Below are 26,778 nucleotides of genomic sequence, written 5' to 3' on the forward strand. Positions count from 1 at the left end.
GTATTTCTTCACAATGATTTTGTAGTTATATACTTAAATAAACAAATTACGCAAAAGAAGTAAAGATATTCCGTAGTTACTTTTACAAAAGTGATTGATAAAAAAAATTTTGGATGATTTGAGCAGCATTTGTCTGACTTAAACTGATTGCCTAAATCCTAGTAATATCTAATTTTGATTAACGCGGGCGAAATAAATGAGAATGCTGAGGATGATATAAACGGGAACGACTTGTACCAGCTTTCTGTAAAGCAGGACTAATCAAATATAAAGTTGTACGAATCAAATTATTAGCTTGGGATACAATTACCATTTTTTCTAAAGGTACAACCCACATTTGTTCATCTTCCCATCCCAAACGATAACAAATTGCTACAGAAGTATCAGAAGGATAATGTTGTAATAATTTTTGTTGGGCAATTTCAACGTGACGAGCAGCTAAATAAAGACATAAACTAGCTTGATGAGCAGCTAAAGAAGCTAATTCTTCGGTTTCAGGAACGGCAGAGGCAGCACCACTGACTCTCGTTAAAATAATAGTCTGAACTAATTCAGGTATAGTTAATTCTGTACTAAGTTTAGCAGCAGCAACTTGAAAGGCACTGATTCCTGGAATTAATTCAAAAGGAATTTCCGCAGCAGCTAGAGCTTGTATTTGTTCGTTAATAGCACTATAAAGACTCAAATCACCCGAATGGAGTCTAACTACAACTAAATTTGCCTTAACTCGCTCGATCATCAGAGGAACTATTTCCTCTAAAGTTTTATTACCTGTCGGAATTAATTCAGCATCAGGACGAACATCCTGTAACATTTGCTTTGGTACTAAGGAATTAGCATAAAGAATTACATCAGCTTGTCGAAGAATTTTGTAAGCTTTAATAGTTAGTAATTCAGGATCGCCAGGGCCCGCACCAATAATATAAACTCCAGGTTTGAGAGAACTTTGAGAATTAGAAGAAAAATTTAAATTAGCCATTAGTCCTACGCGAAGAAGAAACTACATCAGGAAGAGGACGTTTCCACAAATAGAGCCAAACTAAGCCTAACAAACTCAGAGCGATCGCGCTTAAACTAACAATTTGAGCAATTCTTAACGGGCCAAGCATCAAACTATCAGTCCGTAACCCTTCAATCCAAACTCGACCGAGACTATAGCTAAAAAGATAAATACAAGCTAATGCCCCAACAGGTAACTTGCCTTTATTTTTTAATCCCCAAAAAAACAGCGACAACAGCAAGACAAAAACTAATAAATTCCACAGAGATTCGTAGAGAAAAGTAGGATGAAAATATTCGTAGTTGAGATAGTCTAAGGGACGACGACTAGGAGGAATATACAGTTTCCAAGGTAAATCAGTAGGACGACCAAAAGCTTCAGAGTTAAAAAAGTTTCCCCATCTTCCAATCGCTTGACCCAAACTTAAACCAGGAACAACTAAATCCATTAGTTGCCAAAAAGAAACTTTATTAAGACGAGCAAAAATAATTGATGCGATCGTACCACCAATGATTGCTCCATGAATAGCAATGCCACCTTTCCAAATCGCAATAATATCTTCTGGTCTTTGGGAGTATTCTTCCCACTCAAACAAAACATAATAAAGTCTGGCACAGGGAATCGCAGCAAGCACTAACCAGATGGTTAAATCTCCTAACAAATCAGGATTAACACCGCGACGTTTGGCTAAATATTGACAAAGAGTTACGCCAATTAAAACCGCTGAAGCAATTAAAAAACCATACCAACGAATAGCGATCGGACCAAATTCAACTAAAATTGGACCAGGAGATTGGAATTGAAAGCCAAAGATCATCATAGAGCGAACAGTAGATAACGGAGGACAATCTTGCCTCCAAATCCTATATCAGCATACACACTTATCCATCATTTTGATCTTATTTTTATTTCCAATCTGCTTGGGCTTGTTGAAGAACATAATTTGCTACTGCTTCTATTTCTGCTAACTCAAGACGGTCTTGATAAGCTGGCATATTATTTTTACCATGAGTTACTAAAGTTGCGATCGCTTCTGTTGAATCTAGTTTATTTTTCTGCAATGTTTTCTGTTTTAAATTTTTTCCCCTACGAACGATATTGCCACCGTGGATATGGCAACCAGCACAATTGACTTCAAAGATTTTGGCTCCTGTATCTAAATCTGATGCAGAAACCGAATTGGAAAAGAATAAAACTGAACATAATAGCAAAATTAAAGCAATACTAATTATTTTTTTCATCATTTAGGATTAACTCAATCAATCTTCAACTGATAACTGGTAACTGGTGTACAGACGTTCCATGGAACGTCTCTACTGGTAACTGATTCAAAGCGGTTGCTGATTTGGTACACCAACGGCACGGGGATATTGCTTAGGAGTAGGAGAATGTTTGCGTAAATAAATACAGTGACGAATGCTATGGCTAATCGGAGTAGTTAAGGCTGCGATCGCTTCAATTTTACTACCCAATTCAGTAGCGACCAATTCTAAGGCTTCAGTATCTTGTGCTTGCCAGTGTCCACGATAAAGTATGGCTAAACCACCCAACTTTACTAAAGGTAGGGCATATTCAGCACAAACAGAAGCTGTTCCCACCGCTCTAATGGTTGCTAAATCGTAAGTTTCTCGATGTTGGGCTTGTTGTCCGATCACTTCTGCTCTGGCTACTAAAGTTTTTACATTAGTAAGACCGATTTTAGTAGCTAAATTGCTTAAAAAAGCGATTTTTTTCCTAGTCGAATCTAATAGAGTAACTTGCCAATGGGGAAACACTACTGCCATCGGTAACCCTGGAAATCCTCCTCCTGTGCCAATGTCAATCACATTGAGTTTAAGCTGAGTATCTAAAGGAAAATCTAACAAACTCGCCAAAGAATCCCAAAGATGTTTTTCCCAAAACTCTTCAGGCGAAGTAATCCTAGTCAGATTAAGTTTGCGGTTACCTTGAAGAATTTCCTGATAAATTTGAACAAAATATTGCTGTTGTCGATGATTCGGCTGCCATTGTAGAGTTTCTTGCCAAATTTCCGACATTTCTGGCAAATTCTCTTGATTGATTTCCCTCATATTTGTGGATTATTCAAGCTACCTGGATCGATAGATTTTAATTCACCGTGGTTAATTTTCCAAATGCGATCGGCAATTTTTGCTAATTCACCAGCATCATGAGTTACAACTAGTAATGTCCAATGTTCTTTTAGTTTTGCCAGTAGCTTTGTCAACTGTATCCGCATTGACCAATCTAAACCTGCCGTTGGTTCATCCAACATCAAAATATTCGGTTGACGAATTAATTGAACTGCTAAAGCTAAACGACGTTGTTGTCCACCACTAAGATCGTGAGGAGAAGTTTGAAAAGAAAGATGATCTAACCCTACTTCACTCAAAGCTTCTTTAACTCTTTCTGTACCAAGTTCGGGATGACCTAAACGTAATTCCTCTAAAATGGTACTACCGCAAAAATGTCTTTCGGGAAACTGAAACACAATCCCTGCTAGTTGCTGTAAATGAAGCGCAGTAAGTTCTTGAGTACGCCAGTAAATATCCCCTCCTGTTCTCTCTGCCAGCCCTGCTAAAATTTCTAGTAGAGTAGTTTTCCCAGAACCGCTAGGTCCAATAATTAAACCTAATTCTTGAGAAGCTAATTCCAAATTAATTTTTTTGAGGATGGGAATAGGTGTTGCTGTAGGATGATAAACCAGGTTTTTGAGAGAAAGCATTAGTTAATAATAGAAAAGATAATGTGTCGCCAATTAAATTAATTGCCTAGTCTGGAAAAGCGATCGCTTTAATTAAAAAACTAGCAAATTTAAATAATTTTATCCTTATTTTATTTTACTTATTAATATTAATATTTTGCTATTTGATATTTTTTCTTAAACCAACTTAAAATTTAACTTTTATCAATTTAATTTTCTCTAAAAAATACATATATTAATACTTTTTCAAAGTAAGCAAAAGATTTTTTTTTGTTTTATGGAACTAACAAATTCTAGTTCCGTCAATCTTAATTAATTTAGAAACGCCAAAATATGAATAAACTTACTCGATTAATTAATTATAAAAAAGCTTATTTAGCTACAGCTTTACTAATTGGAATGGGTTGTATTAGTGGAAATTATCCAATTTTAGCAGCAGATCCTTTTAGAACTGAAAATGCTCGTGAGATTGGCGAACATACTGAATCCGCATTCAAAATTATTTTTTTACAAGGTAATTATAAAACAGTTGCTCAAGAATTAACTTTAGCAGAATCAAAAGAAGCTAATGAACCTCTTGTTTATGCTATGCAAGCTTCTTTAGCCTATACAGAAGAAGATTGGGAAACTCTTAAAAAATACGCTCTCAAAACTCTAGAAAAAGCTCAAGCATTACAAAATCTAGACCCAGTTAGAGGCAATCTTTATCTAGCAGTTGGACATTTTTTGGATGGAGCTTACATTTATGAAAAAGAAGGCCCTGTTGGAGCAATTAATAAATTACAGTTAGTATTTAAATTTCTTGATGCTGCCGAAGCAAACGATCCTAACGATCCAGAATTAAATTTAATTAAAGGATATATGGATTTATTACTAGCAGTTAATCTTCCTTTTTCTAGTCCAGAACAAGCAATTGCTCGCTTTGAAAAATTTGCTGCTCCTAATTATTTAGTAGACCGAGGATTGGCAGTAGCTTATCGAGATTTAGACCAATATGACCAGGCTTTAAAATTTGTCAATCAAGCATTAAGTCTTGCTCCAGAAAACCCCGAACTTTTTTACCTTAAAGGGCAAATTTTAAGAAAAATTGGCAAAAATAAAGAGGACATTTCTGTCTTAAAAGACGCTTGGAATCATTTTAATCACGCCAATTCTAAATCAGCCCAATTACCTAAATTTGTGACCGAATCTTTGGGTCGAGAAATGCGTCAAACTCAGGAAAAAATTGCAGAAATTCAAGCAAATACTGCTAATAAAACCAAAAATTAATCTGAACGTTAGTCAAAAGCAAAATAAATGGATTAGATGAGTAGATTTGGAAATCTGACTTACCGCGTTTTTCGGTTAAATAAAACACATATCAGTTATTAGTTAGTTACCTTCTGCTTCTCACTTTTTACTTATTACCTGTGTTCTATCAAAAACGAAAACTGCTGTAACTACCCGTACCCTAATCCATCTAAATCACATTTGGAGTATTTTAATCAATTTTCTTTCAGAAATTTCTACATACTTACTAAGGTAGCTTTAAGGTCAAAAATCTTTTCAATCACATCAGCAACTACTTTATCAGGAGTAGAAGCACCTGATGTAACTCCAATCGTAATTTTACCTTCTGGTAACCAATTTTCTTTAATTTCTAAATCTTTACCCAAAGGTTTATGCTCAATGCGATTTCCTTCACCAATTCGAGCTACGCTATCAATATGATAAGAGGGTATTCCATGTTCAATTGCAATTTCTTGTAAATGAGTAGTATTAGAAGAATTGAAACCGCCAATCACTACCATCAAAGCTAAATCTTCTTTAACCAAATTTAACATGGCATCCTGACGTTCTTGAGTCGCATCACAGATAGTATTGAAGCTCATAAAATGTTCATTTAATTCTATCGGTCCGTATTTTTTGAGCATTGTCTGTTCAAACAACTTACCAATTTGTTCGGTTTCGCTTTTGAGCATAGTAGTTTGATTGGCAATCCCAATTCTGACTAAATCTAAATCTGGATCAAATCCTTCAGAATAAGCATTTTTAAATTTAGTTAAAAACTCCTCGCGGTCGCCACCATAAAGAATATAGTTAACGACATATTCAGCTTGTTGTAAATTAAGCACTACCAAATATTTATCGGCAAAAGAACTAGTAGCAATAGTTTCTTCATGATTATATTTTCCATGAATAATAGAAGTATAGTCGCGTTTTTTGTGTTTTTCTACCGAATTCCAAACTTTCGATACCCAAGGACAGGTAGTATCGACAATGGTACAACCTCGGTCATTGAGCAATTGCATTTCGGTAACGCTAGCACCAAAAGCAGGTAAAATCACTACATCACCAGATTGAACCACCGAAAAATCTTTATTGCCATCGATTACATCAATAAAACCGACTTTCATCTCGCGCAAACGCTGGTTAACTGAAGGATTATGAATAATCTCATTAGTAATCCAGATTCTTTGTGTGGGAAAATGTTGACGGGTTTCATAAGCCATTGCTACTGCTCTTTCTACTCCCCAACAAAAACCAAAAGCTTCTGCTAAACGAATAGTGACATCTCCTTTGGTTAATTGATAAGAATTATTGCGAATAGTTTGAATCAAATTACTTTGATACTCGCTATTAAGAGCATCAGTAACTTCGGCTTCGTGTCCAAAACCTTTACGATGATAATTTTCTGATTGTTGTAGTGAACGTTTAAAAGCTTTTGTATCCATTTTGATTAAAAAAACCCGCTTTCTATCTTAGATAATTCTAAGCTGAAATACGGGCGATTCTTTTTTTCTACTTTGGTAGAGATGGTTAGAATTCAGTATTACTAGCTATTGAGCTAGAACCACTAATAGTACTAGTGCTACCAGAAATTACATCGGATTCTTTAACAAAACCACTGTAAGCTTCCATACCATGTTCGCCAATATCTAAACCATTAATTTCTTCTTCGATAGTGACGCGCATACCTAAGACAGCTTTGATGATTCCCCAAGCGATCGCACTAAAGATGATAGTAAAAGCACCAACTGCTAAAATACCAATAATTTGGTTAATTAATTGGGTTACACCACCACCATAAAGTAATCCTGCGATCGCGCCTTCAGCACCACCTTGAGCAATATTATTAGGATTAGCAAAAATTCCTACTGCTAAAGTCCCCAAGATACCACAAACTAAGTGAACTGAAGTTGCACCTACAGGGTCATCAATTTTAATTGAATCGAAGAAACTAACGGAGAAAACAACCACAACACCAGTAATTATACCGATAATTAGTGCGCCCCAGTAGTCAACTACATAACAACCTGCGGTAATACCAACTAAACCAGCCAAAATACCATTGATCACCATTGATAAGTCAGGTTTGCCGTCTTTGATCCACGAGGTAAAGGTAGCAGTAACGCCACCTGCAGCACCAGCTAAGTTAGTAGTAACCGCAATAAAAGGTACTGTTTCATTGGCAGCTAAAGCCGAACCAGGATTAAAACCAAACCAGCCAATCCAAAGAATTAAACAACCTAGTGTCGCAATACTCATATTGTGACCAGGAATAGCACTAATTCTACCGTTTTGGTATTTACCTTCTCTTGGACCGAGGAATGCAGCACCAACTAAAGCAGCCCAACCACCAACTGAGTGAACTACAGTTGAACCAGCAAAGTCATGAAAACCAAGATTAAATAGCCAACCACTAGAACTCCATACCCAGTGTCCGGTGATAGGATAGGAAATAGCAGTTAATAAAAGGCTAAAGATAATAAAGTCAACAAACTTAATTCGTTCTGCTACCGCCCCAGATACAATCGTAGCTGCCGTACCAGCGAAAGCTGCTTGGAATAGGAAAAATAAAGGTACAGGCAAACCAGTAGGAAATGGTTCTAATCCATAGGTTGCTGGCTCTCCAGCCAAAAACCAGCCACCACCACCAAGAAAACCGTTACCAGTCCCAAACATTAAAGAAAAGCCAATTGCCCAGTAAGCTAGAGTAGCTAGAGCAAATACAATTAAATTCTTGGCGAGAATATTAACAGCATTTTTTTGACGACAGAATCCGGTTTCTAACATGGCGAATCCTGCATTCATGAAAATTACTAGAATCGCAGCTATTAAAACCCAAGTAGCATTTAAAGCACCTTGAACCTGTTCTGGTGTTAGAGCCTCAGCATCTTGAGCCACTGCTGCTGTATTCCAAACAACTACGATAATCGCAGCTAAGGGAATACAAGCAAGCCAGTAAGGAGAAAAAAACCTCAAGACACTTTGCAAAGGTTCAAGATAAGATGAAGAAGATGATTTTGTGTTAGATCGCCGATTCAAGTCGAGCGATTTTCTCTTTTTAAGAGTTGTTTGAAACATAATCTGTTTACGATTTAGCGTTTATTGATAGATAACAGTTGGTTAATTAGCTTTCCTAGATCAAATTTCTAGAAATTCTCAGACTATTTATACTTGTATACTTGACTAAATTTGTTTACTAGGCTGACTTACTCAAAAAGTTTAGTTTTAAATTAAGCCAGTTTCGTTTACCTTACAGTTATCGTTAAGCCAACCTTTTGTTAATTAGATTTTAGTCTTAGGAGAAAAATTTACAAAAAATAGCCCTATATAGTCAAGATTTTTTTTAAGTCCTGACTAATAGTTTTACTCTATTAATCGCAACGATCAAGAGTTGTCTTTTTTAATTAATTTTTCTGTATATGACGATACATATAGACTTTTTATTTCGGTGATTAGTCTTAAATAAAATATAAAGTAACGGTTAAGTAATCAAGTCAAAATTGTATATAAAATGTAAATCCAATTCAACTAGTTAATCGAATGAACTTTGCTTAAATATTTACACTTTAGTTATACTCAGGCAAAAGACACAACAAATGAAAAAGAGAAGTAGTGCAATTTATTAATATTAATTAAATAGATTTAATCTCAATCAATAAAATACTTTTTAACCACTCAAATTGATGATTTTTAATCAGTAACAAACTTATTTCAGAAAATGAGGAAGTAATTAAAACTCTAAAATTAATCTTTAGGAATTAATGTTTTTTGTCTATATTCCCACAAGAAAGAAAGCACTAACAAAACGACAACGATTAACAAAGCAATTATTCCAGCTTGAGCAATCCACTCAACTATTTGTTGTAGAGAAACAATTTTTCCTAAGAAAAAAGATAAGCTGATGATAGTAGATGACCATAACGCTGCGCCAGCCAAATTATAAATAAAAAATTGCTGATAAGGCATTTGGGCAATTCCTGCCAAAGGTCCAGCGAAAATACGTAACAAAGTTACAAAACGACCCAAAAATACAGCTTGGGCAGCATTCTTGCTGAATTTGTCTTTGGCTAGTTCTAACTGTTGTTCTGGAATCCGAAAAATACTTCCGACACGTAACAGAAACTTCCAGCCACCAACTTTACCAATCCAATACCCAAAATTATCACCTAAGACTGCCCCAGAAATTGAACTGGCTAAAACAAGCCAATAGTTTAATTCACCACTACCTGCCAAAAAGCCTCCCACGATAGTAATAGTTTCTCCTGGGAGAGGAATACCAGTATTTTCCAAAGCAATTCCAATAAATACCGCCCAGTAACCGTATTGGCGGGCGATTTCTTGAACGTTATCTAACGATAGAAGCTCTATAGACATTGAGAACCTTTACAAAGGTTTACCTACATTCACATCTTGGCGTGAATTAGGGTAAAGTGTCAATTTGTCGGGGGTAAACAATTTTTGCTCGATTAAGTGGGTACTGCCTCACCAGGACGTAAACTTGCCCATTTCCCAGTTTCTCGTAGAAAACTGTGACAACCAACTACATCCCATTCCATTTCAATGACTTCGCCTTTAGTGCGAATATTGACATTGATAGTAGGTTCTTGAGCTTCAAAATCGGGATTTTCAGTCAGATGGGGTTGTTGGTGTTGGGTTTCGACTGCGTGATAGGTTTGACAACGGTCGACAAAATAGCAGTTTACACAAATACACATGGCTTTAATGATTGTCGTGCTTTCTTGTTAATTTAGCTCAGACAACGATATATTTAAAGTTTTGTTTAATATTTTTTTAATTCATCGATGAGTGTGAAAGAAGTTAGTCTTGCTCTGCCCAAAGTACCATTTAGTTTAGACTGGTTACCTAAGTCTGCTTGTTTGGTAGGTGGTGCAGTAAGAGATGCTTTACTAAAGAGAGAAAAAAGTTATTTTGATTTGGATTTTGTTGTTCCTGAAAACGCGATAGAAATAGCGAAACAAATTGCTAATTATTATCACGTTGGGTTTGTTATTTTAGACGAAACAAGACAAATTGCCAGGGTAGTTTTTCCTGAAGGTACGTTAGATTTTGCTCAACAAGAAGGACAAAATTTAGTTAAAGATTTAAATCGTAGAGATTTTACAATTAATGCGATCGCATATAATTTTCATGAACAAAAATTAATCGATCCTCTTCACGGCTTTGAAGATTTAAAACAAAGTACCATTAGAATGGTTTCTTATCATAATTTGGTTGATGATCCTTTACGATTGCTTCGAGCTTATCGTCAAGCAGCCCAATTAAATTTTACAATTGAACCAACCACAAGAAAAACAATTAAACAATTAGCTAACTTATTAACTAAGGTTGCAGCCGAAAGAGTACAAAGCGAGCTAAATTATTTATTAGCTATTCCTGAATCTAATCAGTGGTTGATTGCTGCTTGGGAAGATGGTTTACTAGATTTTTGGTTACCACAAATTAGTCGAGAACAATTAGAAAAACTCTCAATCATTAATGCAGTTATAGATGAATTTAATCAAACTTGGCAAGCTTGGAAAAGTAATTATATTAATTGGTTAAGTTTGGCAAAATTAGCACTTTTAGTAACTCAAGAACCTCAGCAAGCGGAAGCAGAATTAATCAATTTAAAATATTCTCGTCAACAAATTAAAGTTATTATTACTATACTCAGACAACTACCAAAACTACAACAAAATAGTTCTGTTATGAGTTTAAAAGAACAATATTTTTTCTTTTTAGAAGTTAAAGATATTTTTCCAATTTTAGTAGTAGTCGCGATCGCGCAAGGTGTTTCTAGAACAAGATTAAATCCTTTAATTGCCAGATATCTTAATCCTCAAGACTCAATTGCTCATCCCCAACCTTTAGTGAATGGCAATGATCTAATTAAAAATTTATCTTTGCAACCTTCCCCTTTAATTGGTAAATTACTAACTGAAATTCAAGTGGCGTATATAGAAGGAAATATTGCTAATAAAGCAGAAGCTTTAGAATTTGCTCAATCTTTTATTGAAAAATTTGAAGTGGACAAAAATTAAAAGTCAATAATTAATTTAATTCTAGTTACCACTAAAGGTGTGTCGCCGACACGTCTTTACATCAGCTATAAATTATAAGAGATGAATCATCAACAATCAACAAAAGTGATTAATTAGTTTTGGCAAATTTACTACAAATTAGTTGACCTATACCATTAGATTCAAAAGGAATAATTTGACGATTAGCTTTAATCACATAATGAGTACGACAATTATAAATTTCCCTTGGTTTTTTTTTCCCATCAATACTAATAGTCGCTCGATATTCCCAATAATATTTAGCACTACGCTTAATTTGTAAAATACAAATATTATGGTTATTGAGATTTCGACAAAAAGCAGCTTCGACAGGAAGAGTAAATTGCCAAAAATTTATGATTAAAAATACGACAATAATAAGTATCAGTCTGTTAATCAATCGCAAAACTTCTAACTTAATTTAATCTACAGTTTGTCATAATTATAGTCATTTCAATTTAGAGTGAGACAATCTATTTTTGTTATGAAAAACTTTCAGCAGAAAAAAAATGTTTCATTCTTATTTGAAACAACTATAACGAGTCTCAGATTAATGAGGTACAGTTCATTTCCCTGTTTTTTGTTGATAGTTGATAGTTGAGATTTACGGTAGTGCGATTCGCTTATGTTAATTATTCATCCCTCATAATTAGTAATGGTGTACCTCACCAAGAGCGAGAAAGGCTATATAACAATATAAACTTGTTAACTAAATTGAATTTATGCATAAATATATATTTTGTTTTATTTCTACTTTTGCTATTTTAAACGATTAAAGAAAAATAGAAATTAAAACAACTAAAATCAAACTTTATTTTTGAATTTATATAAAGTAAAAAAGTTAAGCTAGGCGATCATTGTTACACCATTAAGATAATCTTTTAATTGACGGTCATGATCGTGACTAAGGTTTCCTAAAGGTAAATCTTCTGGTAAAAAAGCTTTAACTTCTGAAATTTCTAACTTATCTCTAACCTCTAATTGACCTTTTGCTTCAGCTTCAATCAAAATAGATATAGAATGAATTCTAGGGTCACGGTCTGGTGCAGAGTAAACTCCAACTAAACGTTTCATTTTGACTAAATTTAACCCAGTTTCTTCCTCTAATTCTCGGTAGACGCTGTTAGGAATATCTTCGCCCCAATCTACCATCCCACCAGGTAAACCCCATTGCCCAGTGTCTTGACGTTTGACTAAAACAATTCGACCATCAGATAAAACAGGGATAATCGTAACTCCAGTAATAGGATGACGAAAAACAATGCCAAGTACGGTAGTAATAAATCGCCAATAACGACGCATAATCAACTAGGTAATAATAATATTAAGAATTATTTTGAAGTCGAGATTTTGCTGTAACAATGGCTTGACTAACTTGTTGAAAACCAGTTCCACCATAACTATTACGGGCTGCAACCACTTGTTTAGGAGCGATCGCATCATAAATATCGGCTTCAAAAGCAGGATGCAGTTGTTGCCATTCTGCTAGGGTTAAATCTTTAAGTAGTTTACCCACCGCGAGGCTAGTTTTAACTGCTTTGCCGACTAAATTATAAGCTTCTCGGAAAGGAACGCCTTTAGCTGCAAGATAATCAGCGACATCGGTAGCGTTAGAAAAGTCTTCAGCTACTGCTGCTGCTAGTCTTGGCGTGCGAAATTCTAATCCTTCAGCTAATAAAATCGTCATTGCTTCTAAACAAGCTTTGACAGTAGTAACGCCATCAAAAATGGCTTCTTTATCCTCTTGTAAATCTTTGTTATAAGCTAAAGGTAACCCCTTCATTATTACCAACAAACCTTGCAGGTGACCAAATACTCTGCCTGTTTTACCCCTGATCAATTCAGGTACATCAGGATTTTTTTTCTGAGGCATAATACTCGAACCCGTTGAACAATTATCTTTGAGGGTAATAAAACCAAACTCTTCTGATGCCCAAAGAATAATTTCTTCGCTCAAACGGCTTAAATGCACCATGATTAAACTAGCAGCGCAGAGAAATTCAATGGCAAAATCGCGATCGCTTACTCCATCTAAACTATTTTCATACACTCCATCAAAATTTAACAAAGAAGCACTGTAATGTCGATCAATCGGAAAGGTTGTTCCTGCTAAAGCACCACAACCGAGAGGAGAAATATTAGTTCGTTTGAGAACATCTCCTAGTCTTTCCCAATCTCGTTGTGCCATTTGTACATAAGCCATCAAATGATGAGCTAGACTCAGTGGTTGCGCTCTTTGAAGATGAGTATAACCTGGAATCAATGTTTCTAAGTTATGTTCGGCTTTTTGCAGTAAAATGCTTTGAAATGACTGTAATTGCTTTCTGATTTGTTCAATTTCCGCCCTTAGATAAAGACGAATATCAGTTCCTACCTGATCGTTACGAGAACGGGCTGTATGTAATTTTTTGCCTACATCTCCCACAATTTCTGTTAATCGTCTTTCGACAGCAAAATGAACATCTTCTTGTTCGATGCCTGGCTGAAACTTACCAGCACGATATTCTTGGCGAATTTGTTCTAACCCTGCAACTAATTGCTGTGCTTCTACATTAGTAATAATTCCTGTGTGGGCAAGCATCTTAGCATGGGCAATCGAACCAGTCAAATCATATTCAATTAGTTGAATATCAAAACCGATACTAGCATTAAAAACAGCGATCGCAGGATGTAAAGCAGATTCAAAGCGATCGCTCCAGGTAGTGGGTTTAGTCACGACAATTGAGCGCAATTAAGGGTCAGACTTTATATTTTAAAGGTTAAGGTCAAAGTTGACCTACACCATAAATAAAAATTCCCTGAGTTTTAAAAGCTGGTAAATCCTTTAAAGGTATAACCAAAAAAAACTCCAATTAACATTGCCCAAACTTGACCAGATTCAATAAAATTATGCCAAGAGTCTTGTATTTTACCCAAAATATCTGGATCATCAATTCTTTGAGCTAGGATTGTTCCCCAAGCTAATAAGTGATCGGTAGAATTGACAAGGATAGTTTGCCAGATTTGATGATCTAAAGTTTCCATCGTGTTAATTCCCAAGACAAAATAAACTGAGACTAATCTAGTCTTGGAATTTTATTTCTGTCCAAACTCTTGAGCGATAGTTCAAAATTCTTTATGTTAGTTATTATTTGTGAGGTTGAACCCGCATCACAATGAGAGTCATGTCGTCAGTATTCTTAGTATTTTTGCCAACAAACTCTTCAACTCGATTAAAAAGATAGTTGAGAATATCTTCACTACTATCAAAGTTTTGACAAGCCCATTGAAAAGCACGATAAAGATTTTCTTCTTCAAAGCGATCGCCGTTACCATTCACGGCATCTGTAAACCCATCAGTGTAATAAATAATAGTATCTCCTGGAGCTAATTGAACGCGATCGTCTTCATATTCCGAGTCGATATCCAAGCCAATTAACATACCCCAAGTATCTAATTTGTCAATTTTGCCCGTCGCAGCTTGCCACCACAGAGGAGGATTATGGGCAGCATTAGTAAAGGAAAGAGTCTGAGTTTTCGGATTGTATTCCGAATAAAACATACTCACAAAACGATGGGAATTTTCTAAATCAGCGTACATCACCCGATTTAAGTGCTGCATAATTTTAGCTGGTGAGTGACGATTCAACACTTCTGCTCGTAGCATTCCCCTTGTCATCGTCATAATTAAACCGGCTGGTACACCTTTTCCCATCACATCGCCAATCACAATACTCCAAGGAACTTGGGAAGGATCCTCATCTTTGCAATCTCGATGCTGACGGGGGGTTAACCCCTCACGAATCTGATCGTAATTAGTGGGAATAAAATCGTAATAATCTCCACCAACTCGACTCGCCGTCTGACACTTAGCTGATAATTCTAAGCCTTGAATTTGGGGACATTTACTAGGCAACAGACGTAACTGAATTTCTGAAGCGATTTCTAACTCTCGATCCTGCCTTTCTTTAGAGCGAAGTTCAACGGTTAATTCATGATTTGCGATCGCAACTGCGGTTTGATCGGCTACTAATTGAGCTAATTTTCGACGTGTTGGTGTCCAAATATATTCTGGATCACTACTAAAAACATAAAGACGACCTTGTTCAATATTTCTAACTAAAACAGGAGTGCCAAAAATCTGGATTTTTGGTTCTAATAACTGTTTAATTTTGTCGTCTAATAAATGAGTAACTAATTGAGATGATTGATTAAGTAAAGGATTAACTTCAGCAACTACGTCTTTAGTAGAAACACCCTGTAAATTCTGTCGATGAAGACGATGATTAACCTTTTCTAAAACTTGACGTACTTCCAACCCAATTTGACTATCATGACAATGAAGCTGTTCGAGATACACTTGAGAATCATCTTTAAAAAGAATCAATGCTCCGCCCTCAGCATCAGTCACCCGTGCTGCCATCAAAGGAGTTAGTTCCAGAAATTGATTTAAATTACTAAAACTGCGTAAAGCAAATCCTAGGGAACTAAGTAAATCCTGGATTTTATGTTGTTCTTTCTGGAGATTCGCAACCAGCTTTTTCAGTGCCAGAATAGGTGTGTCATCTTTCTGACCTACTTGATTAGAAACATTCGTTTCTTGAGAAGAGTTGCGAGGAATAGGTGTAACAGTCATCGCTTCAGGCTTGGAAAACATCAACTTGTTACTTCATCTGGCTATTTAAGTTTAAGAGTTATTGAGTAATTGATTCAAAACTTTACTTAAAAAAAAATTAAGTTAAGCAAATCACAATTGGTATCAGTTATAGCTCAATCGCAGCAATTTTATCTAAACTTTTATTTTAAGATTGGTAAATAATACCTTGAATTCCTTGTCCTGCCAATAATTTCAGCAAATAATTATTTTTGATTAACAACTTTAATTAATTCAGCAGTAAGCTCAAATTTTTATCCATTTAGTAAAGCTTCCACAAATTCGTAGCTGGAAAATGGACGTAAATCCTCAATACCTTCTCCTACTCCAATAAAGCGAATTGGTAGATTTAATTGTTGTGCTACAGCTAAAGCAACTCCTCCTTTAGCACTACCATCCAGTTTAGTCAAAACTACTCCACTAAGTTGAGCAGCTTCTGAAAAGACTTGTGCTTGACGTAGACCATTTTGTCCTAAAGTAGCATCTAGAACTAATAAGGACTCTATTTTAGCTTCAGGAGCTTGTTTACTAATAATGCGACGAATTTTTGCCAACTCGTCCATCAAGTTTTTCTTGTTTTGTAAACGTCCTGCTGTATCAACTAAAAGCAGTTCACTATTACGAGATTTAGCTGCACTAATGGCATCATAAACCACCGCAGCCGGGTCAGTATTTTTACCTGGATTAGCAATTACTGGAGTATTGGTTCTTTCTCCCCAAACTTTGACTTGCTCTACCGCAGCAGCCCGAAAAGTATCTGCTGCTGCAATGATACAGTTATAGCCTGATTTTTGAGTCAAATGGGCTAATTTACCAATCGTAGTCGTTTTACCAGCCCCATTAACCCCTGTTACCAACCAAATATTAAAGGTATCTTTTTCAGGGACAAAATCATCATTGTTTTGATTTTGCAGAGGTTGATCTAGAATATCTTGTAGAATAGTTTTAAGATATGCGATCGCTTCTTCTGGTGGCAAGGCTTCTTCTTTAAGTTTGGCTTGTAATGTCTCAATGATGGTTTCAGTCGCTTCGATTCCTACATCTGCTTGCAGCAATAATGATTCAATGGTCATTACTGCGTCTTCATTCAAGGGGCCTTGACCGACAACTGCTTTAAGTTGATTAATTAAACCGCGACGGGTTTTACCTAAGCCTTGACGTAGTTTTTTCAGCCAATCGATTTCTTCTTGGGAAATATCATCAGGACTTCTACCTTGGTCTGCTAAAATTTTTGCTGACCAAATAAAATCTTCATCTAAACTAAGAGGTTTTGCCTCACTAATTTTGTCTTCCTCAACTTGAGGAGTTTCAATTGCTGTTGCTTTGAGTTTATCTAACGCTTCAGATTTACGCATCCAAGCAGGAACTTTTGTCTCAGTTTGGGTTGCCACTTCAGCAGCTTTTAATTCAATACTAACTTCCTTGGTTTGGTTAGATTCTTCTGTCGTTGTTTCTTTGCGTTGTTGAATATTTTGATAAGCTGTTTTTGCCCAAGAAAGATAATCATCTTGAGGAGTCTGAGGTGTTTCTGTAGTTTCAACTTCGACTGGAGTTGTTTCTTCTACAGTTTGTGGTGGTTGTTCTGAAGATTCTTTTTCGTTGAACTGACGGCGAAACCAATTAAACATAAGGAGTAAAGTGTAAATTTATTTGTACTTAATTTATTGATAATAACAAGCTTTGTAGAAATATTTTAAAAGCGATCGCGCTCATTCAGCAAATTGAAGTTGTTTTTCAGTTTTCCCAAGGTTTTAAATTAAATAATTTTCGGTTAATTCAAAAAAAACAAAAAAAATATATATATGTTAATAAAATAAGCAAAAAAATTAATATCAAACTATTAAGAATCTTGTGAATTAAGCTGCTAATTAACAGGTCTTATTTTATCGTATCAATAGAGCTTATCAGGAGTTTTGATATGTCTATCGAAGAATTTTTAGGTCAACTCAATACTGCCGAAAAAGGATGGGGTCTGTGGGTAAATCGGAATAATCCTCATGAATATCATATGGGGCAATATGCGTTTGATAATGACCGTATTCCTAAATGTTTTGTTCACGTAGATAATCTCGATCATTTGGCTCATCTTCGTCAACAATATATTAGCTCAAAAGCCTCAAATCAAAGTAATGAAACTTTCTTAGGACAAGAATGGGCAGAAAAATTTTTGTCTCAGTGGTGCAATCATAATTTAAAAGCTTTGGTTTAATTTTTGAGAATATTTAGCTCAAAAAAACAGACTTACAAAGCCAAAAAACTCAAAAAACTACTCATGATGTCCAGATTTTTCTGGGCATTTTTATTAGGTTTTATGTTTATTTTTTCTTCTTTGTTCTATTCTACTCCAACTTCTGTATTAATCGATGTACAGACGTAGCACCGCGTAGTCTCAAAGTCAAAAATTGCTCACTAATAACTGGTAACTGATAACTGAAATGACCTATTCGTGTAATACTGATTGAAGCGAATCTCCCCCTACTTAAATTAAAGGGAATGATTTTGTTGAAGTAACATCTACAGCAATGAAAAAGAAGAGAGTTTTATCTGGCGTACAACCTACTGGCAACTTACATCTAGGCAACTATTTAGGAGCTATTCGCAACTGGGTAGAAATCCAACATCAATACGACAATTTTTTCTGTGTAGTTGATTTACACGCGATTACAGTTCCTCACGATCCTCAAAAGTTAGCACAAGATACTTATACTATTGCTGCTCTTTATCTTGCTTGCGGAATTGATTTAGCAGCTTCGACAATTTTTGTGCAATCTCATGTAAGCGCGCATAGTGAATTGACTTGGTTACTCAACTGTATCACTCCTCTCAATTGGCTAGAAAGAATGATTCAGTTTAAGGAAAAGGCAGTTAAACAAGGGGAAAATGTTAGCGTAGGATTGTTAGATTATCCTGTGTTAATGGCAGCAGATATCTTACTTTATGATGCTGATAAAGTACCTGTAGGAGAAGATCAAAAACAACATTTAGAGTTAACCCGTGATATTGCAGCTAGAGTTAATGACAAATTTGGTAAAGCAAATCATCCTATTTTAAAAATACCTGAACCTTTAATTCGTACAGAAGGTGCAAGGGTAATGAGTTTGACTGATGGAACAAAAAAAATGTCCAAATCCGATCCTTCAGAAATGAGTAGAATCAGTTTGTTAGACTCTCCTGATTTGATTGAGAAAAAAATTAAAAAGTGTAAAACCGATCCAATTAAAGGTTTGGTTTTTGACGATCTAGAACGCCCTGAATGTAATAATTTACTTACTCTCTATCAATTATTATCTGGCAAAACTAAATCAGAAGTGGCAGCCGAATGTCAAGAGATGGGTTGGGGACAGTTTAAACCCTTACTAACCGACACAACCATCGAAGCTCTCAAACCAATTCAAGATACCTATCAAGAGATTATGAACAATCAAGATTATCTTAATCAGGTGTTGCGGGAGGGAGCAGCTAAAGCAAAAGAGGTAGCTAATCAAACTTTATCAAGAGTAAAAGATGCACTGGGGTATTTACCTTCATTGTAAATTGTTTTATAACCAAGAAAAATCTTAATAGTTAATCAACCAAATCAATCGTAATGACTAACCGTTTTCGCAGTGCTGTAGCAGCTAAAGAATTTTTAATTACGGCAGAAGTAACTCCTCCTAAAGGCGGAAACCCCGCTCGGATGCTCGAAATGGCAGAAAAACTGAAGGATAGAGTTCACGCGGTTAATGTTACTGATGGTAGTCGCGCAGTACTGCGGATGTCTTCTTTGGCAGCATCGGTTATTTTATTACAACATGGTATTGAACCTATTTGTCAGATTGCTTGTCGCGATCGCAATTGTATTGGTTTACAAGCAGATTTAATGGGTGCTTATGCTTTGGGTATTCGCAATGTTTTGGCTTTGACGGGAGATCCTGTGAAAGCAGGCGATCATCAAAAAGCTAAATCTGTGTTTGAATTAGAAGCGGTTAGATTACTGAAAGTTATTGGACAACTTAATAATGGCTTAGATTTTAATGATAAACCTTTACCTGATGAACCGTTAGATTTGTTTGCTGGTGCTGCGGTCGATCCTCAATTAAAAAGTTGGTCTGGTTTACAAAGTAGATTTGAACGGAAACTAGCTGCAGGAGCGCAGTTTTTTCAGAGTCAAATGATTACCGACTTTGAAAAACTTGATAAGTTTATGACTCAGATTGCTTCAATTTCAGATAAACCAATTCTGGCAGGGATATTTTTATTAAAATCAGCTAAAAATGCTGAGTTTATTAATCGCTATGTTCCAGGAGTTAATATTCCTCAATCAATCATTGATCGCCTTGCACAAGCTAGCGAACCACTGCAAGAAGGAGTTAAAATTGCAGCCGAACAAGTTAAATTAGCTCAACAAACTTGTCACGGAGTTCATTTAATGGCAGTCAAAAGAGAAGATTTAATTCCTCAAATTCTCGATTTAGCTGAAGTTAAACCTTTGGATTATTCTTCGTAACTGCCACCTACTGAAATTCCTGTGTTAAAAATTTGGGCATTGGTTAAATTTAAACCAATCATTGATGCACCCGACACATCCGCATCGTTAATAGTTGCTGCGGTAAAGTTTACTTGATTTAAATTCGCCTGATTTAAACTAGCATTGGTTACAAAAGCAGCAGTAAGGTTAGCATTTTCCAAGTTTGCACCTGTTAAATCTGCACCTTCTAAGTTTGCACCTGTTAAGTTTGCACCTTCTAAATTAGCTTTTCGTAAATCTGCACCAATTAAATGAGCATCTTGCAAATCTGCTTCTGAAAGATCGCACCCGTAGCATTCTCCTGTAGCGAGTAATTGCTTAACATGGTTGGGATTAGCTGCATAAACCGAAGTAGCAAGCAGCAAGGGAGTTAAACCCCCAAAAGTGAATAAAGTTCCAAGTTTCATAACTGCCTCCTTTTAAGCGTTAACTGATTTACCTCCTTTGCAAGCAAATGTATTCTTTACTACAATTTTCTCATAACTAAAATTGCTTGAACATGAAGATTTAGTTGAAATATTTTGAAATATTGGAGTTAGATCAAGTTCGGATGATGACTTTAAATACAATCTCTCCCAGTCTCTTTATTTCCTCTTCGGTGGACGTTCCCTTGCTCGGTCGGCGTTCCCTTGCGCCTGTCGTCGGCGCGGGTTCCGACCGCTTACCGCCGACGCGGGCTTCCACCGCTCCCCATCAGCTATAACATTCAAGTATTGAAACGAACCTGATATTAATTGTTCATTAATGAGATTCAGGTTCTCCAAACAAAACAAAAGAGCGATTTAATTTTTGCATAACTGTTTCACTGACACTGCTAACTGCTAATCCTCCGACTGTACGACGGCGCAAAGAACGCAGGATTACCATGTCATATTTATTGGCTTGTTCAATAATTGCTTTGCTGACATCATTATGACGAATAGTTTGCACGGCAACATCAATCTTGGGTTGGAGATATGTCAAAGTTTGTTGTAATTGAGTTTCAAAAGATTCGATGTCATCTTTCGGAGTTCTGCGATCGCAAACCCGCATCAGAGTGATTGCTGCGGAATTAGCTTCGGCAAAAATTTGAGCAAAACGAATAATTCTAGTAGTTTGAGGAGTAAGATTTTTGACAGGTACTAAAATTTGATGAATATTGATTGGTTGATCTACCAAACGCATTACCGCAACAGGACAATGAGAAGACCAAAATACACTATCAATTACACTCCCAAATAAACGCGATCACGCAGTGCCTCGCCGAAGGCGAGATCGCAATCGATTTGTGCCACTCCAACCCATTACAATTAAACTAGCGCGATATTCTTTAGCGGTACGACTAATTCCATGAACAATATCATCATCGATCCGAAGTACTGGTTTAGCTTCTACCGCAAATTCTTCAGTTAAGGCTAAAGCGTTTTGCAATAATCCTCGACTACGTTTGATTGCTACTTGCAATTGAGGATCGTCCATTTGAACATGAGCTTTGGCAATTGAGACGGGAACAACAATTCCTGATTCGTGACGGGCAATTAATGCACCCATCTCAATCAAATATTTTTCGGTTGTAGGATTAGCTACAGGTACAACAACACGACATAAAGAAGCATTAGATAAACTTGATTTTCCTGAATGAGATGTTGATGAAACCTCTTGAAGTTGCTTGGTTTCTGAGTTGAACTCAGCAGCAATATCAGGAGTTAAAAAACCTGAATTAATAAGATGTTCGGGAGCATCAGAATTATAATTCCAGGACAAAGATTCAGTATTTAAATGATTATTTGTTAAATTAAGTTTTGGGGCAAATTTGTTAGTTAGAACAGGTCCTAAAATCGAAGTTACTAACATTAAAACAATGACAGTATTAAAAACAGAATTACTAATAACGCCTGCATTTAATCCTACTAAAGCAGCAGCTAAAGTAGCAGCTACTTGTGGTAAAGATAAAGACCACATTGTTAAACATTCATTCCAATTGTAGCGAAAAATTAATTTAGTTATAAATGCAGCTAAAAATTTACTAGTAATTAAACCCGCAACAATTGCAAAAGTAAGCCAAAAATCTGAAGTAAGAGTTTTGATAAATCCAGGAATATCCAGTAACAGTCCCATTCCTACAAAGAAACAAGGAATGAATAAAGTACTACCAACAAATTCAACTTTTTCTTCAACAGGACTTCTACCTACTACATCATTAACAGCTAAACCTGCCAAAAATGCACCTACAATTTTATCTACATTAATAAGTTGTGCGCCAACAGAAGCTAAAAATACGGCTAAAAGAATAAACAAAAACTGATTACTTTCTTCATCTCCTGTACGACGAAAATATTGTTTTCCTGCCCAATCAAAACCAAATAAAACTATTGCAGCATAAACACCCAAACTAACTAATTGAATTACTAAACTAGTAGGTGTAAATTCTCCTGCATGAATAGAAACACAAATAGCTAAAACTAATAACGAAGCAATATCAGTAAAAATTGTTGCGCCAATGGTAACTGTAACACCTTGATTATTAACTACTCCCAAACGATTGACAATTGGATAACCCAAAAGAGTATGAGAAGCTAATAAAGAACCAATTAAAATGGAAGCATTAACCCCCATACCAAATAATAATCCGATCGCAGTACCAAAGGTTAAAGGAACTAAAAAAGTTGCTATCCCAAACGTTAAGGAACGATTTTTGCTTTTACGGAATTCGGCAAGGTCTACTTCTAATTAATCTCGTACAATCGGTAAATTTAACCAATCACTCAATTCTTGTGCCAGCCAATCTAATTCTGGTTCGCTTAAAGAATCAAGTTGATATTTATTTTTGCCAACCCAGATTTGAAGAGTGGGTGAAAATTTAGTAGATTCACTATCAGAATTTTGAAGATGCAAATAATTATGGCGTTGTATTTTTATAATTCCTGCTGTAGGTGATGGTTTAGGATTTTGATATTTAAATTGAAATAATTGATAAATGAAAGCTATTCGCTGTTGATTAATAATCAGTTTTTTCTTGCCAAATAAAGTAAATAAAATTCCTCCTACCATACCTAATCCTGCTGTCCAAAAAGGTAAAGAAAATAGACCAAAAATTATATTAATCGGAAAAGGAGCAATAAAAACTGCATTATATGTCCAAAAAGCAATAAAAGAATTCCAAGCGATCGCAAAAGTTGTTAAACCAATTAAACCTGGATTAAATCCAGCAGGAGGAACGGTTATTTCAATTTTTTCTTGTGTCTTATATAAATTAATTTGACTATCAATCGGTTGAGAAATAACTATATTATTTTGATATTTTTTAGAAGGATTGTTTAATTCTTGTAGAGCTAATTGTGCAGAATTAAATCTTTTATCTAAACTTGGTTCAGTCATTTTTCGTAACCAAGCTGTTAATTCTATACTTAAATTAACTCCAGTTTCAAATTGAATTTTTCCTTCTTGTTGCGGTAAATCTGCTGGTTGAATTCCTGTAATTAAATAAATTAAAGTTGCGCCCAAACTATATAAATCCGAAGCAGGAACACAGCGATCGCCAAACTGTTCGGGAGGCATATAGCCATAAGTTCCCACAATAGTAATTGTACCTCCTTCTCTAGCTACAACATTCTGGACCGAACCAAAATCAATTAAATAAATCTCACCAATATTATTTTCAAAACTTTTAGTTAACAGAATATTACTAGGCTTAATATCTCGATGAATAATCGGTGGTTTACGATTATGTAAATAAATCAAAATTTCTAAAATCTTTGCTGCTATCTGCTTAACTTCTGATTCAGAAAAATTTCTTCCTTGTTGAATTTGTTCTGTCAAAGATTGAGCTTGAATATAACTTTGTACCAAAGCAAATCCTTGGCAATTAGGTAGATCGATTTCAAAGTAATCAAGATATTGAGCAATAGCAGGATGAGAAATATTTTGGAGAGTTTGAGCTTCTCTTTCAAAAAGTTTTAAATGTTCCCATTCAAAATCTAGACCAAATTTTAAGAACTTAATTACGACTAATTGTTGAGTTATTTGATCTTGAGCTAGAAAAGTTTCTCTTCCTCCTCTTTTCCCTAATTGCTGTTGAATTAAATAGCGGTTTTTTAAAAGAATATTTATCATATTTATTTTAATAAGCATTTTCTACGGTATGACCAATTTCTTGCCCATAAGATAGTTCAAGAGTATGACCATCTGGATCTTGCAGAAAAGCCCAATAACCGATTGGATATCCAGAATCTTTTGGTGGTTCGAGCAATACACCTTCGATGCGCGCTTTTTCACATAAAATATCTATATCTTCGCGACTCGGACAACCAACACCCAAATGTGCCAAGGGGGAAAGAATAGGATGTACAGAATCAGTTTGAATTAAAACAATTACAAAAGGTCGAGTATGATCACTCAGCCAAACTACGGCAACGCCAGTTTCTGCATCGATACGGCGATGAACAACTCGCATTTTAGCATAGGTTGAATAAAATTTGATACTCCGCTCAAGATTTGAGACAGGAAGTGCGATGTGAGTAAGTCCAATATCAGTCATTTCAATACCAACTTAAACAAAATATAATAGTACATTAGTATGCTATAAAATTTATTTTATAGTATTCTTTTTGAAGCAACTTTGGCAGTGCGCTTGATCTATTAATAATTTTGTCTACTCATTTTCTATGTTATTTTGTTGATGCTACTGTTTTATCATTAGGTTATTTTTTTATCTCTACATTGACTACTCTGCTTTAATTTATGTGTGTTGTATCTAAAGCGGTCGCAATTAGTTTTCCACTAGCCCTAGCTAAGTCATTAAGGATATTTTGCTTGAAATTAGTTAAAAATGGTCTTTCATTAGGAGATTGATTCTAAAATATAATTATAAATTTAATTAATATTGAATCAGTTTAAGATTTTTTATATATATATTTAGTCAGAGATTGAAATAAGTTTAAATTCAACTTGTGATAGAGGCGTAAATAAAATTTTTCTCATATCTTTAAGATTGTGTGATGACAAATAATCAAAGAATTGGTTGATATAAGCAAAAAACAAAAGTTATTTTGTGGTCTAAAATTTATTTTATTTCACTTTATTTTTGTTTATTGAAACTAAGGTTTGGTTATAAATAATTGAGTCATCAATATTACTAGCTAATGATTATGTCAATCATTATTTAAATCTAGACCACAAACTTAAGGAGTAAAAACATGAAAAAATTAATTGAAAAAGTCAAATCTTGGAATTTAAATCGAATATTTATTATTTTTCTAGCTGGTTCACTATTAGTATTGAGTACCGCTTGTGGACAAGGTAATGTTGCTAGTACTCCTAGTGGTGTAGAAAAATCATTATCTAAGAATTATGACACTAATCAAGTTTCTCAAAACAGAAAAGATGTCTTTTCTGATGATGAACGTGACGTACAATTCAAAGCTCAGACTACTCAAGTTCCCCAGGGCGGAATGAATCTTTTTAATGATGATCCTCGCTATGACAATCCTAACGTACAAGCTCAATCTAAATCTTTAGTAGAGCAATCAAAATTCAGAGATGAAAAATACAATAATGTAGGAGACTACGTTAATAACGTTACCGATAGTGCAGCGAAAAATCTTGAACAAACCAAAGAAGATCTAACTCAAGGAGCTAAAGAAAGAACTCGTGCTTTACAACGCAATTTAGAAACAGCTTCTGAAAACGCTAAAAATGCTGCCGAAAATGTCAAAGAAAACCTCCCAGATTTAACTTAAAAAAGTCTTATCCCTGTTCAGAAATGATTTTTGGACAGGGTTATTTTGAGCAATAATGTCTAAATTTGATTACTCGCTTAAGTTCGAGCAAATTAATTTCCGTCTCCGCCCTGATTTATATAAAGTTGGTAAAGGTGAGCAAGGAGTTTTATTGGTAGAACCGTACAAATCAGAAATCTTGCCTTATTGGCGGTTTAAAACTCCAGAAATAGCGAAGGAATCGAGTGAAAAAATTTATCACCTCTTTCTTGATTATTTAGCAAACGATGATTTCATCGGAGCAGATATGGCAAGAAAATTTTTGCAAATGGGCTATACTCGCTCTCGTCGCTATGCTAATCATAAAAATGGCAAAAAATATCGAAATAATCCTCAAAAAACTTCCTCGGAGTTAGAGGAAAAACAAGCGCGTCAAGACATTTTACCTTACGAATTTGACCCGATTAAAGCTCAATCAGCAGAAATTTTTAAATCTAAATGGCTGGAAGCTAAAGCCAATCAAAAATATCAAATTTTATTACAAAAACACAAACAACAGTACGAAGTAAAAACTAATTAAAATAATTGGCAATCATGGGAGAAAAACAAATTAGAAAAGGGTCAAGTGTAACTTGGCAATGGGGAAAAGGTACAGCAGAAGGAAAAGTACAGGAAATTTTTCGAGAAAAAATTACCAAGACTATTAAAGGTAGCGAAGTTACTCGGGATGGTTCAAGAAAAAATCCAGCTTATTTGATTAAACAAGAAGATGGAACAGAAGTTTTGAAACTCAGAAATGAACTAAATCACGGAGATGTTTAGCGTTTTTAGATAACTCTAGTATTTTTTATCAATTAACAATCAACCATTAACGCTTAATCAGTATCTTAAGAATCAATCTATTTTTTGAGTC

26 protein-coding genes and 1 pseudogene are annotated in these 26,778 nt (G+C 35.2%); 8 read left to right on the forward strand and 19 right to left on the reverse strand.

Annotated elements, in window-relative coordinates:
- Nucleotides 1-178: 178 nt before the first annotated feature.
- The 5 genes from cobM to STA7437_RS11340 all read right to left on the reverse strand — a co-directional run bounded on the left by cobM (nt 179) and on the right by STA7437_RS11340 (nt 3,722).
- Nucleotides 179-979, reverse strand: a complete 801-nt coding sequence (cobM, locus tag STA7437_RS11320) for a precorrin-4 C(11)-methyltransferase (protein WP_015193520.1) — start codon at nt 977-979, stop codon at nt 179-181.
- Nucleotides 972-1,817 (reverse strand): prolipoprotein diacylglyceryl transferase, encoded by an 846-nt coding sequence (gene lgt, locus STA7437_RS11325; RefSeq protein ID WP_041619966.1) that lies wholly within the window; start codon nt 1,815-1,817, stop codon nt 972-974. Before lgt ends, cobM begins: the two co-directional genes overlap by 8 nt.
- 88 nt (nt 1,818-1,905) lie before the next feature.
- Nucleotides 1,906-2,244 (reverse strand): cytochrome c6 PetJ, encoded by a 339-nt coding sequence (gene petJ / locus STA7437_RS11330; protein WP_015193522.1) that lies wholly within the window; start codon nt 2,242-2,244, stop codon nt 1,906-1,908.
- An 84-nt stretch (nt 2,245-2,328) separates the two neighbouring features.
- Nucleotides 2,329-3,069, reverse strand: a complete 741-nt coding sequence (gene rsmG / locus STA7437_RS11335; RefSeq protein ID WP_015193523.1) for a 16S rRNA (guanine(527)-N(7))-methyltransferase RsmG — start codon at nt 3,067-3,069, stop codon at nt 2,329-2,331.
- Nucleotides 3,066-3,722, reverse strand: coding sequence for an ABC transporter ATP-binding protein (locus STA7437_RS11340; protein ID WP_015193524.1), 657 nt, complete (start codon nt 3,720-3,722; stop codon nt 3,066-3,068). Before STA7437_RS11340 ends, rsmG begins: the two co-directional genes overlap by 4 nt.
- A 312-nt stretch (nt 3,723-4,034) precedes the next feature.
- Here STA7437_RS11340 and STA7437_RS11345 point away from each other — a divergent pair, with 312 nt between their 5' ends.
- Nucleotides 4,035-4,970 carry a Sll0314/Alr1548 family TPR repeat-containing protein gene (locus STA7437_RS11345; RefSeq protein ID WP_015193525.1) on the forward strand — a complete coding sequence of 312 codons (936 nt, stop codon included), beginning with the start codon at nt 4,035-4,037 and terminating at the stop codon, nt 4,968-4,970.
- Nucleotides 4,971-5,206: 236 nt separating this feature from the next.
- On the opposite strand, the gene STA7437_RS11350 is transcribed toward STA7437_RS11345, so the two are convergent.
- From STA7437_RS11350 to STA7437_RS11365, 4 genes are all read right to left on the reverse strand, one after another.
- Nucleotides 5,207-6,415: a 4-hydroxy-3-methylbut-2-enyl diphosphate reductase gene (locus STA7437_RS11350; protein ID WP_015193526.1), complete on the reverse strand. Its 1,209-nt coding sequence runs from the start codon at nt 6,413-6,415 to the stop codon at nt 5,207-5,209.
- Between the two features lie 85 nt (nt 6,416-6,500).
- Nucleotides 6,501-8,048: an ammonium transporter gene (locus tag STA7437_RS11355; protein WP_015193527.1), complete on the reverse strand. Its 1,548-nt coding sequence runs from the start codon at nt 8,046-8,048 to the stop codon at nt 6,501-6,503.
- Nucleotides 8,049-8,714: 666 nt separating this feature from the next.
- Nucleotides 8,715-9,344: a DedA family protein gene (locus STA7437_RS11360; protein WP_015193528.1), complete on the reverse strand. Its 630-nt coding sequence runs from the start codon at nt 9,342-9,344 to the stop codon at nt 8,715-8,717.
- Nucleotides 9,345-9,436: 92 nt separating this feature from the next.
- On the reverse strand, nt 9,437-9,685 hold the full coding sequence (locus STA7437_RS11365) for a Ycf34 family protein (protein WP_015193529.1): 249 nt from the start codon (nt 9,683-9,685) through the stop codon (nt 9,437-9,439).
- Between the two features lie 87 nt (nt 9,686-9,772).
- Between STA7437_RS11365 and STA7437_RS11370 the strand changes: the two genes are divergently transcribed.
- Nucleotides 9,773-11,011 carry a tRNA nucleotidyltransferase/poly(A) polymerase family protein gene (locus STA7437_RS11370; protein WP_015193530.1) on the forward strand — a complete coding sequence of 413 codons (1,239 nt, stop codon included), beginning with the start codon at nt 9,773-9,775 and terminating at the stop codon, nt 11,009-11,011.
- 109 nt (nt 11,012-11,120) lie between these two features.
- Here STA7437_RS11370 and STA7437_RS11375 read toward each other — a convergent pair whose 3' ends face one another.
- The 6 genes from STA7437_RS11375 to ftsY form a co-directional block, all read right to left on the reverse strand.
- Nucleotides 11,121-11,429, reverse strand: a complete 309-nt coding sequence (locus tag STA7437_RS11375) for a hypothetical protein (RefSeq protein WP_041619336.1) — start codon at nt 11,427-11,429, stop codon at nt 11,121-11,123.
- Between the two features lie 446 nt (nt 11,430-11,875).
- On the reverse strand, nt 11,876-12,331 hold the full coding sequence (locus tag STA7437_RS11380; RefSeq protein WP_015193532.1) for an NUDIX domain-containing protein: 456 nt from the start codon (nt 12,329-12,331) through the stop codon (nt 11,876-11,878).
- Nucleotides 12,332-12,353: 22 nt separating this feature from the next.
- The gene (argH, locus tag STA7437_RS11385; protein ID WP_015193533.1) at nt 12,354-13,745 is read right to left on the reverse strand and encodes an argininosuccinate lyase; all 1,392 of its coding nucleotides are present in this window, start codon (nt 13,743-13,745) and stop codon (nt 12,354-12,356) included.
- Nucleotides 13,746-13,834: 89 nt separating this feature from the next.
- Nucleotides 13,835-14,053, reverse strand: a complete 219-nt coding sequence (locus STA7437_RS11390) for a hypothetical protein (protein ID WP_015193534.1) — start codon at nt 14,051-14,053, stop codon at nt 13,835-13,837.
- Between the two features lie 103 nt (nt 14,054-14,156).
- Complete coding sequence (locus STA7437_RS11395) at nt 14,157-15,665, reverse strand: PP2C family protein-serine/threonine phosphatase (protein ID WP_015193535.1); 1,509 nt, start codon at nt 15,663-15,665, stop codon at nt 14,157-14,159.
- Nucleotides 15,666-15,916: 251 nt separating this feature from the next.
- Complete coding sequence (gene ftsY / locus STA7437_RS11400; protein ID WP_015193536.1) at nt 15,917-17,290, reverse strand: signal recognition particle-docking protein FtsY; 1,374 nt, start codon at nt 17,288-17,290, stop codon at nt 15,917-15,919.
- A gap of 290 nt (nt 17,291-17,580) precedes the next feature.
- Between ftsY and STA7437_RS11405 the strand changes: the two genes are divergently transcribed.
- The 3 genes from STA7437_RS11405 (at nt 17,581) to STA7437_RS11415 (ending at nt 20,148) form a co-directional block, all read left to right on the forward strand.
- Nucleotides 17,581-17,871, forward strand: coding sequence for a hypothetical protein (locus STA7437_RS11405; RefSeq protein ID WP_015193537.1), 291 nt, complete (start codon nt 17,581-17,583; stop codon nt 17,869-17,871).
- A gap of 313 nt (nt 17,872-18,184) precedes the next feature.
- Nucleotides 18,185-19,195 (forward strand): tryptophan--tRNA ligase, encoded by a 1,011-nt coding sequence (gene trpS / locus STA7437_RS11410; RefSeq protein ID WP_015193538.1) that lies wholly within the window; start codon nt 18,185-18,187, stop codon nt 19,193-19,195.
- 53 nt (nt 19,196-19,248) lie between these two features.
- Nucleotides 19,249-20,148: a methylenetetrahydrofolate reductase gene (locus tag STA7437_RS11415; RefSeq protein WP_015193539.1), complete on the forward strand. Its 900-nt coding sequence runs from the start codon at nt 19,249-19,251 to the stop codon at nt 20,146-20,148.
- Here STA7437_RS11415 and STA7437_RS11420 read toward each other — a convergent pair.
- From STA7437_RS11420 to STA7437_RS11435, 4 genes and pseudogenes are all read right to left on the reverse strand, one after another.
- Nucleotides 20,136-20,576 carry a pentapeptide repeat-containing protein gene (locus tag STA7437_RS11420; protein WP_015193540.1) on the reverse strand — a complete coding sequence of 147 codons (441 nt, stop codon included), beginning with the start codon at nt 20,574-20,576 and terminating at the stop codon, nt 20,136-20,138. The genes STA7437_RS11415 and STA7437_RS11420 overlap by 13 nt on opposite strands.
- A gap of 334 nt (nt 20,577-20,910) precedes the next feature.
- Nucleotides 20,911-22,878: pseudogene (locus STA7437_RS26890) on the reverse strand (cation:proton antiporter domain-containing protein); the annotation flags it as partial.
- The gene (locus STA7437_RS26895; protein WP_015193541.1) at nt 22,879-24,261 is read right to left on the reverse strand and encodes a serine/threonine protein kinase; all 1,383 of its coding nucleotides are present in this window, start codon (nt 24,259-24,261) and stop codon (nt 22,879-22,881) included.
- A gap of 7 nt (nt 24,262-24,268) precedes the next feature.
- Nucleotides 24,269-24,685, reverse strand: coding sequence for a VOC family protein (locus STA7437_RS11435; RefSeq protein ID WP_015193542.1), 417 nt, complete (start codon nt 24,683-24,685; stop codon nt 24,269-24,271).
- A gap of 658 nt (nt 24,686-25,343) precedes the next feature.
- Between STA7437_RS11435 and STA7437_RS11440 the strand changes: the two genes are divergently transcribed.
- Genes STA7437_RS11440 through STA7437_RS11450 form a run of 3 tightly spaced genes read left to right on the forward strand, consistent with a single transcriptional unit; the run spans nt 25,344 to nt 26,687 of the window.
- Nucleotides 25,344-25,886, forward strand: a complete 543-nt coding sequence (locus STA7437_RS11440) for a hypothetical protein (RefSeq protein WP_015193543.1) — start codon at nt 25,344-25,346, stop codon at nt 25,884-25,886.
- 55 nt (nt 25,887-25,941) lie between these two features.
- Entirely contained in the window at nt 25,942-26,445 is a 504-nt protein-coding gene (locus STA7437_RS11445) for a DUF4385 domain-containing protein (RefSeq protein ID WP_015193544.1), read from the forward strand.
- A 14-nt stretch (nt 26,446-26,459) separates the two neighbouring features.
- A complete protein-coding gene (locus STA7437_RS11450; RefSeq protein ID WP_015193545.1) occupies nt 26,460-26,687 on the forward strand; it encodes a hypervirulence associated TUDOR domain-containing protein in 228 nt (75 codons plus the stop codon).
- Nucleotides 26,688-26,778: the final 91 nt, after the last annotated feature.

Origin of the sequence: Stanieria cyanosphaera PCC 7437, assembly GCF_000317575.1 — a bacterium.
Lineage (GTDB): Bacteria > Cyanobacteriota > Cyanobacteriia > Cyanobacteriales > Xenococcaceae > Stanieria > Stanieria cyanosphaera.

Excerpts from the sequence above, each read along its gene's own strand:
- cobM (WP_015193520.1), bottom strand. The coding sequence starts at position 979 with ATGGCTAATTTAAATTTTTCTTCTAATTCTCAAAGTTCTCTCAAACCT.
- lgt (WP_041619966.1), bottom strand. The coding sequence starts at position 1,817 with ATGATCTTTGGCTTTCAATTCCAATCTCCTGGTCCAATTTTAGTTGAA.
- petJ (WP_015193522.1), bottom strand. The coding sequence starts at position 2,244 with ATGATGAAAAAAATAATTAGTATTGCTTTAATTTTGCTATTATGTTCA.
- rsmG (WP_015193523.1), bottom strand. The coding sequence starts at position 3,069 with ATGAGGGAAATCAATCAAGAGAATTTGCCAGAAATGTCGGAAATTTGG.
- STA7437_RS11340 (WP_015193524.1), bottom strand. The coding sequence starts at position 3,722 with ATGCTTTCTCTCAAAAACCTGGTTTATCATCCTACAGCAACACCTATT.
- STA7437_RS11345 (WP_015193525.1), top strand. The coding sequence starts at position 4,035 with ATGAATAAACTTACTCGATTAATTAATTATAAAAAAGCTTATTTAGCT.
- STA7437_RS11350 (WP_015193526.1), bottom strand. The coding sequence starts at position 6,415 with ATGGATACAAAAGCTTTTAAACGTTCACTACAACAATCAGAAAATTAT.
- STA7437_RS11355 (WP_015193527.1), bottom strand. The coding sequence starts at position 8,048 with ATGTTTCAAACAACTCTTAAAAAGAGAAAATCGCTCGACTTGAATCGG.
- STA7437_RS11360 (WP_015193528.1), bottom strand. The coding sequence starts at position 9,344 with ATGTCTATAGAGCTTCTATCGTTAGATAACGTTCAAGAAATCGCCCGC.
- STA7437_RS11365 (WP_015193529.1), bottom strand. The coding sequence starts at position 9,685 with ATGTGTATTTGTGTAAACTGCTATTTTGTCGACCGTTGTCAAACCTAT.
- STA7437_RS11370 (WP_015193530.1), top strand. The coding sequence starts at position 9,773 with ATGAGTGTGAAAGAAGTTAGTCTTGCTCTGCCCAAAGTACCATTTAGT.
- STA7437_RS11380 (WP_015193532.1), bottom strand. The coding sequence starts at position 12,331 with ATGCGTCGTTATTGGCGATTTATTACTACCGTACTTGGCATTGTTTTT.
- STA7437_RS11390 (WP_015193534.1), bottom strand. The coding sequence starts at position 14,053 with ATGGAAACTTTAGATCATCAAATCTGGCAAACTATCCTTGTCAATTCT.
- STA7437_RS11395 (WP_015193535.1), bottom strand. The coding sequence starts at position 15,665 with ATGTTTTCCAAGCCTGAAGCGATGACTGTTACACCTATTCCTCGCAAC.
- ftsY (WP_015193536.1), bottom strand. The coding sequence starts at position 17,290 with ATGTTTAATTGGTTTCGCCGTCAGTTCAACGAAAAAGAATCTTCAGAA.
- STA7437_RS11405 (WP_015193537.1), top strand. The coding sequence starts at position 17,581 with ATGTCTATCGAAGAATTTTTAGGTCAACTCAATACTGCCGAAAAAGGA.
- trpS (WP_015193538.1), top strand. The coding sequence starts at position 18,185 with ATGAAAAAGAAGAGAGTTTTATCTGGCGTACAACCTACTGGCAACTTA.
- STA7437_RS11415 (WP_015193539.1), top strand. The coding sequence starts at position 19,249 with ATGACTAACCGTTTTCGCAGTGCTGTAGCAGCTAAAGAATTTTTAATT.
- STA7437_RS11420 (WP_015193540.1), bottom strand. The coding sequence starts at position 20,576 with ATGAAACTTGGAACTTTATTCACTTTTGGGGGTTTAACTCCCTTGCTG.
- STA7437_RS26895 (WP_015193541.1), bottom strand. The coding sequence starts at position 24,261 with ATGATAAATATTCTTTTAAAAAACCGCTATTTAATTCAACAGCAATTA.
- STA7437_RS11435 (WP_015193542.1), bottom strand. The coding sequence starts at position 24,685 with ATGACTGATATTGGACTTACTCACATCGCACTTCCTGTCTCAAATCTT.
- STA7437_RS11440 (WP_015193543.1), top strand. The coding sequence starts at position 25,344 with ATGAAAAAATTAATTGAAAAAGTCAAATCTTGGAATTTAAATCGAATA.
- STA7437_RS11445 (WP_015193544.1), top strand. The coding sequence starts at position 25,942 with ATGTCTAAATTTGATTACTCGCTTAAGTTCGAGCAAATTAATTTCCGT.
- STA7437_RS11450 (WP_015193545.1), top strand. The coding sequence starts at position 26,460 with ATGGGAGAAAAACAAATTAGAAAAGGGTCAAGTGTAACTTGGCAATGG.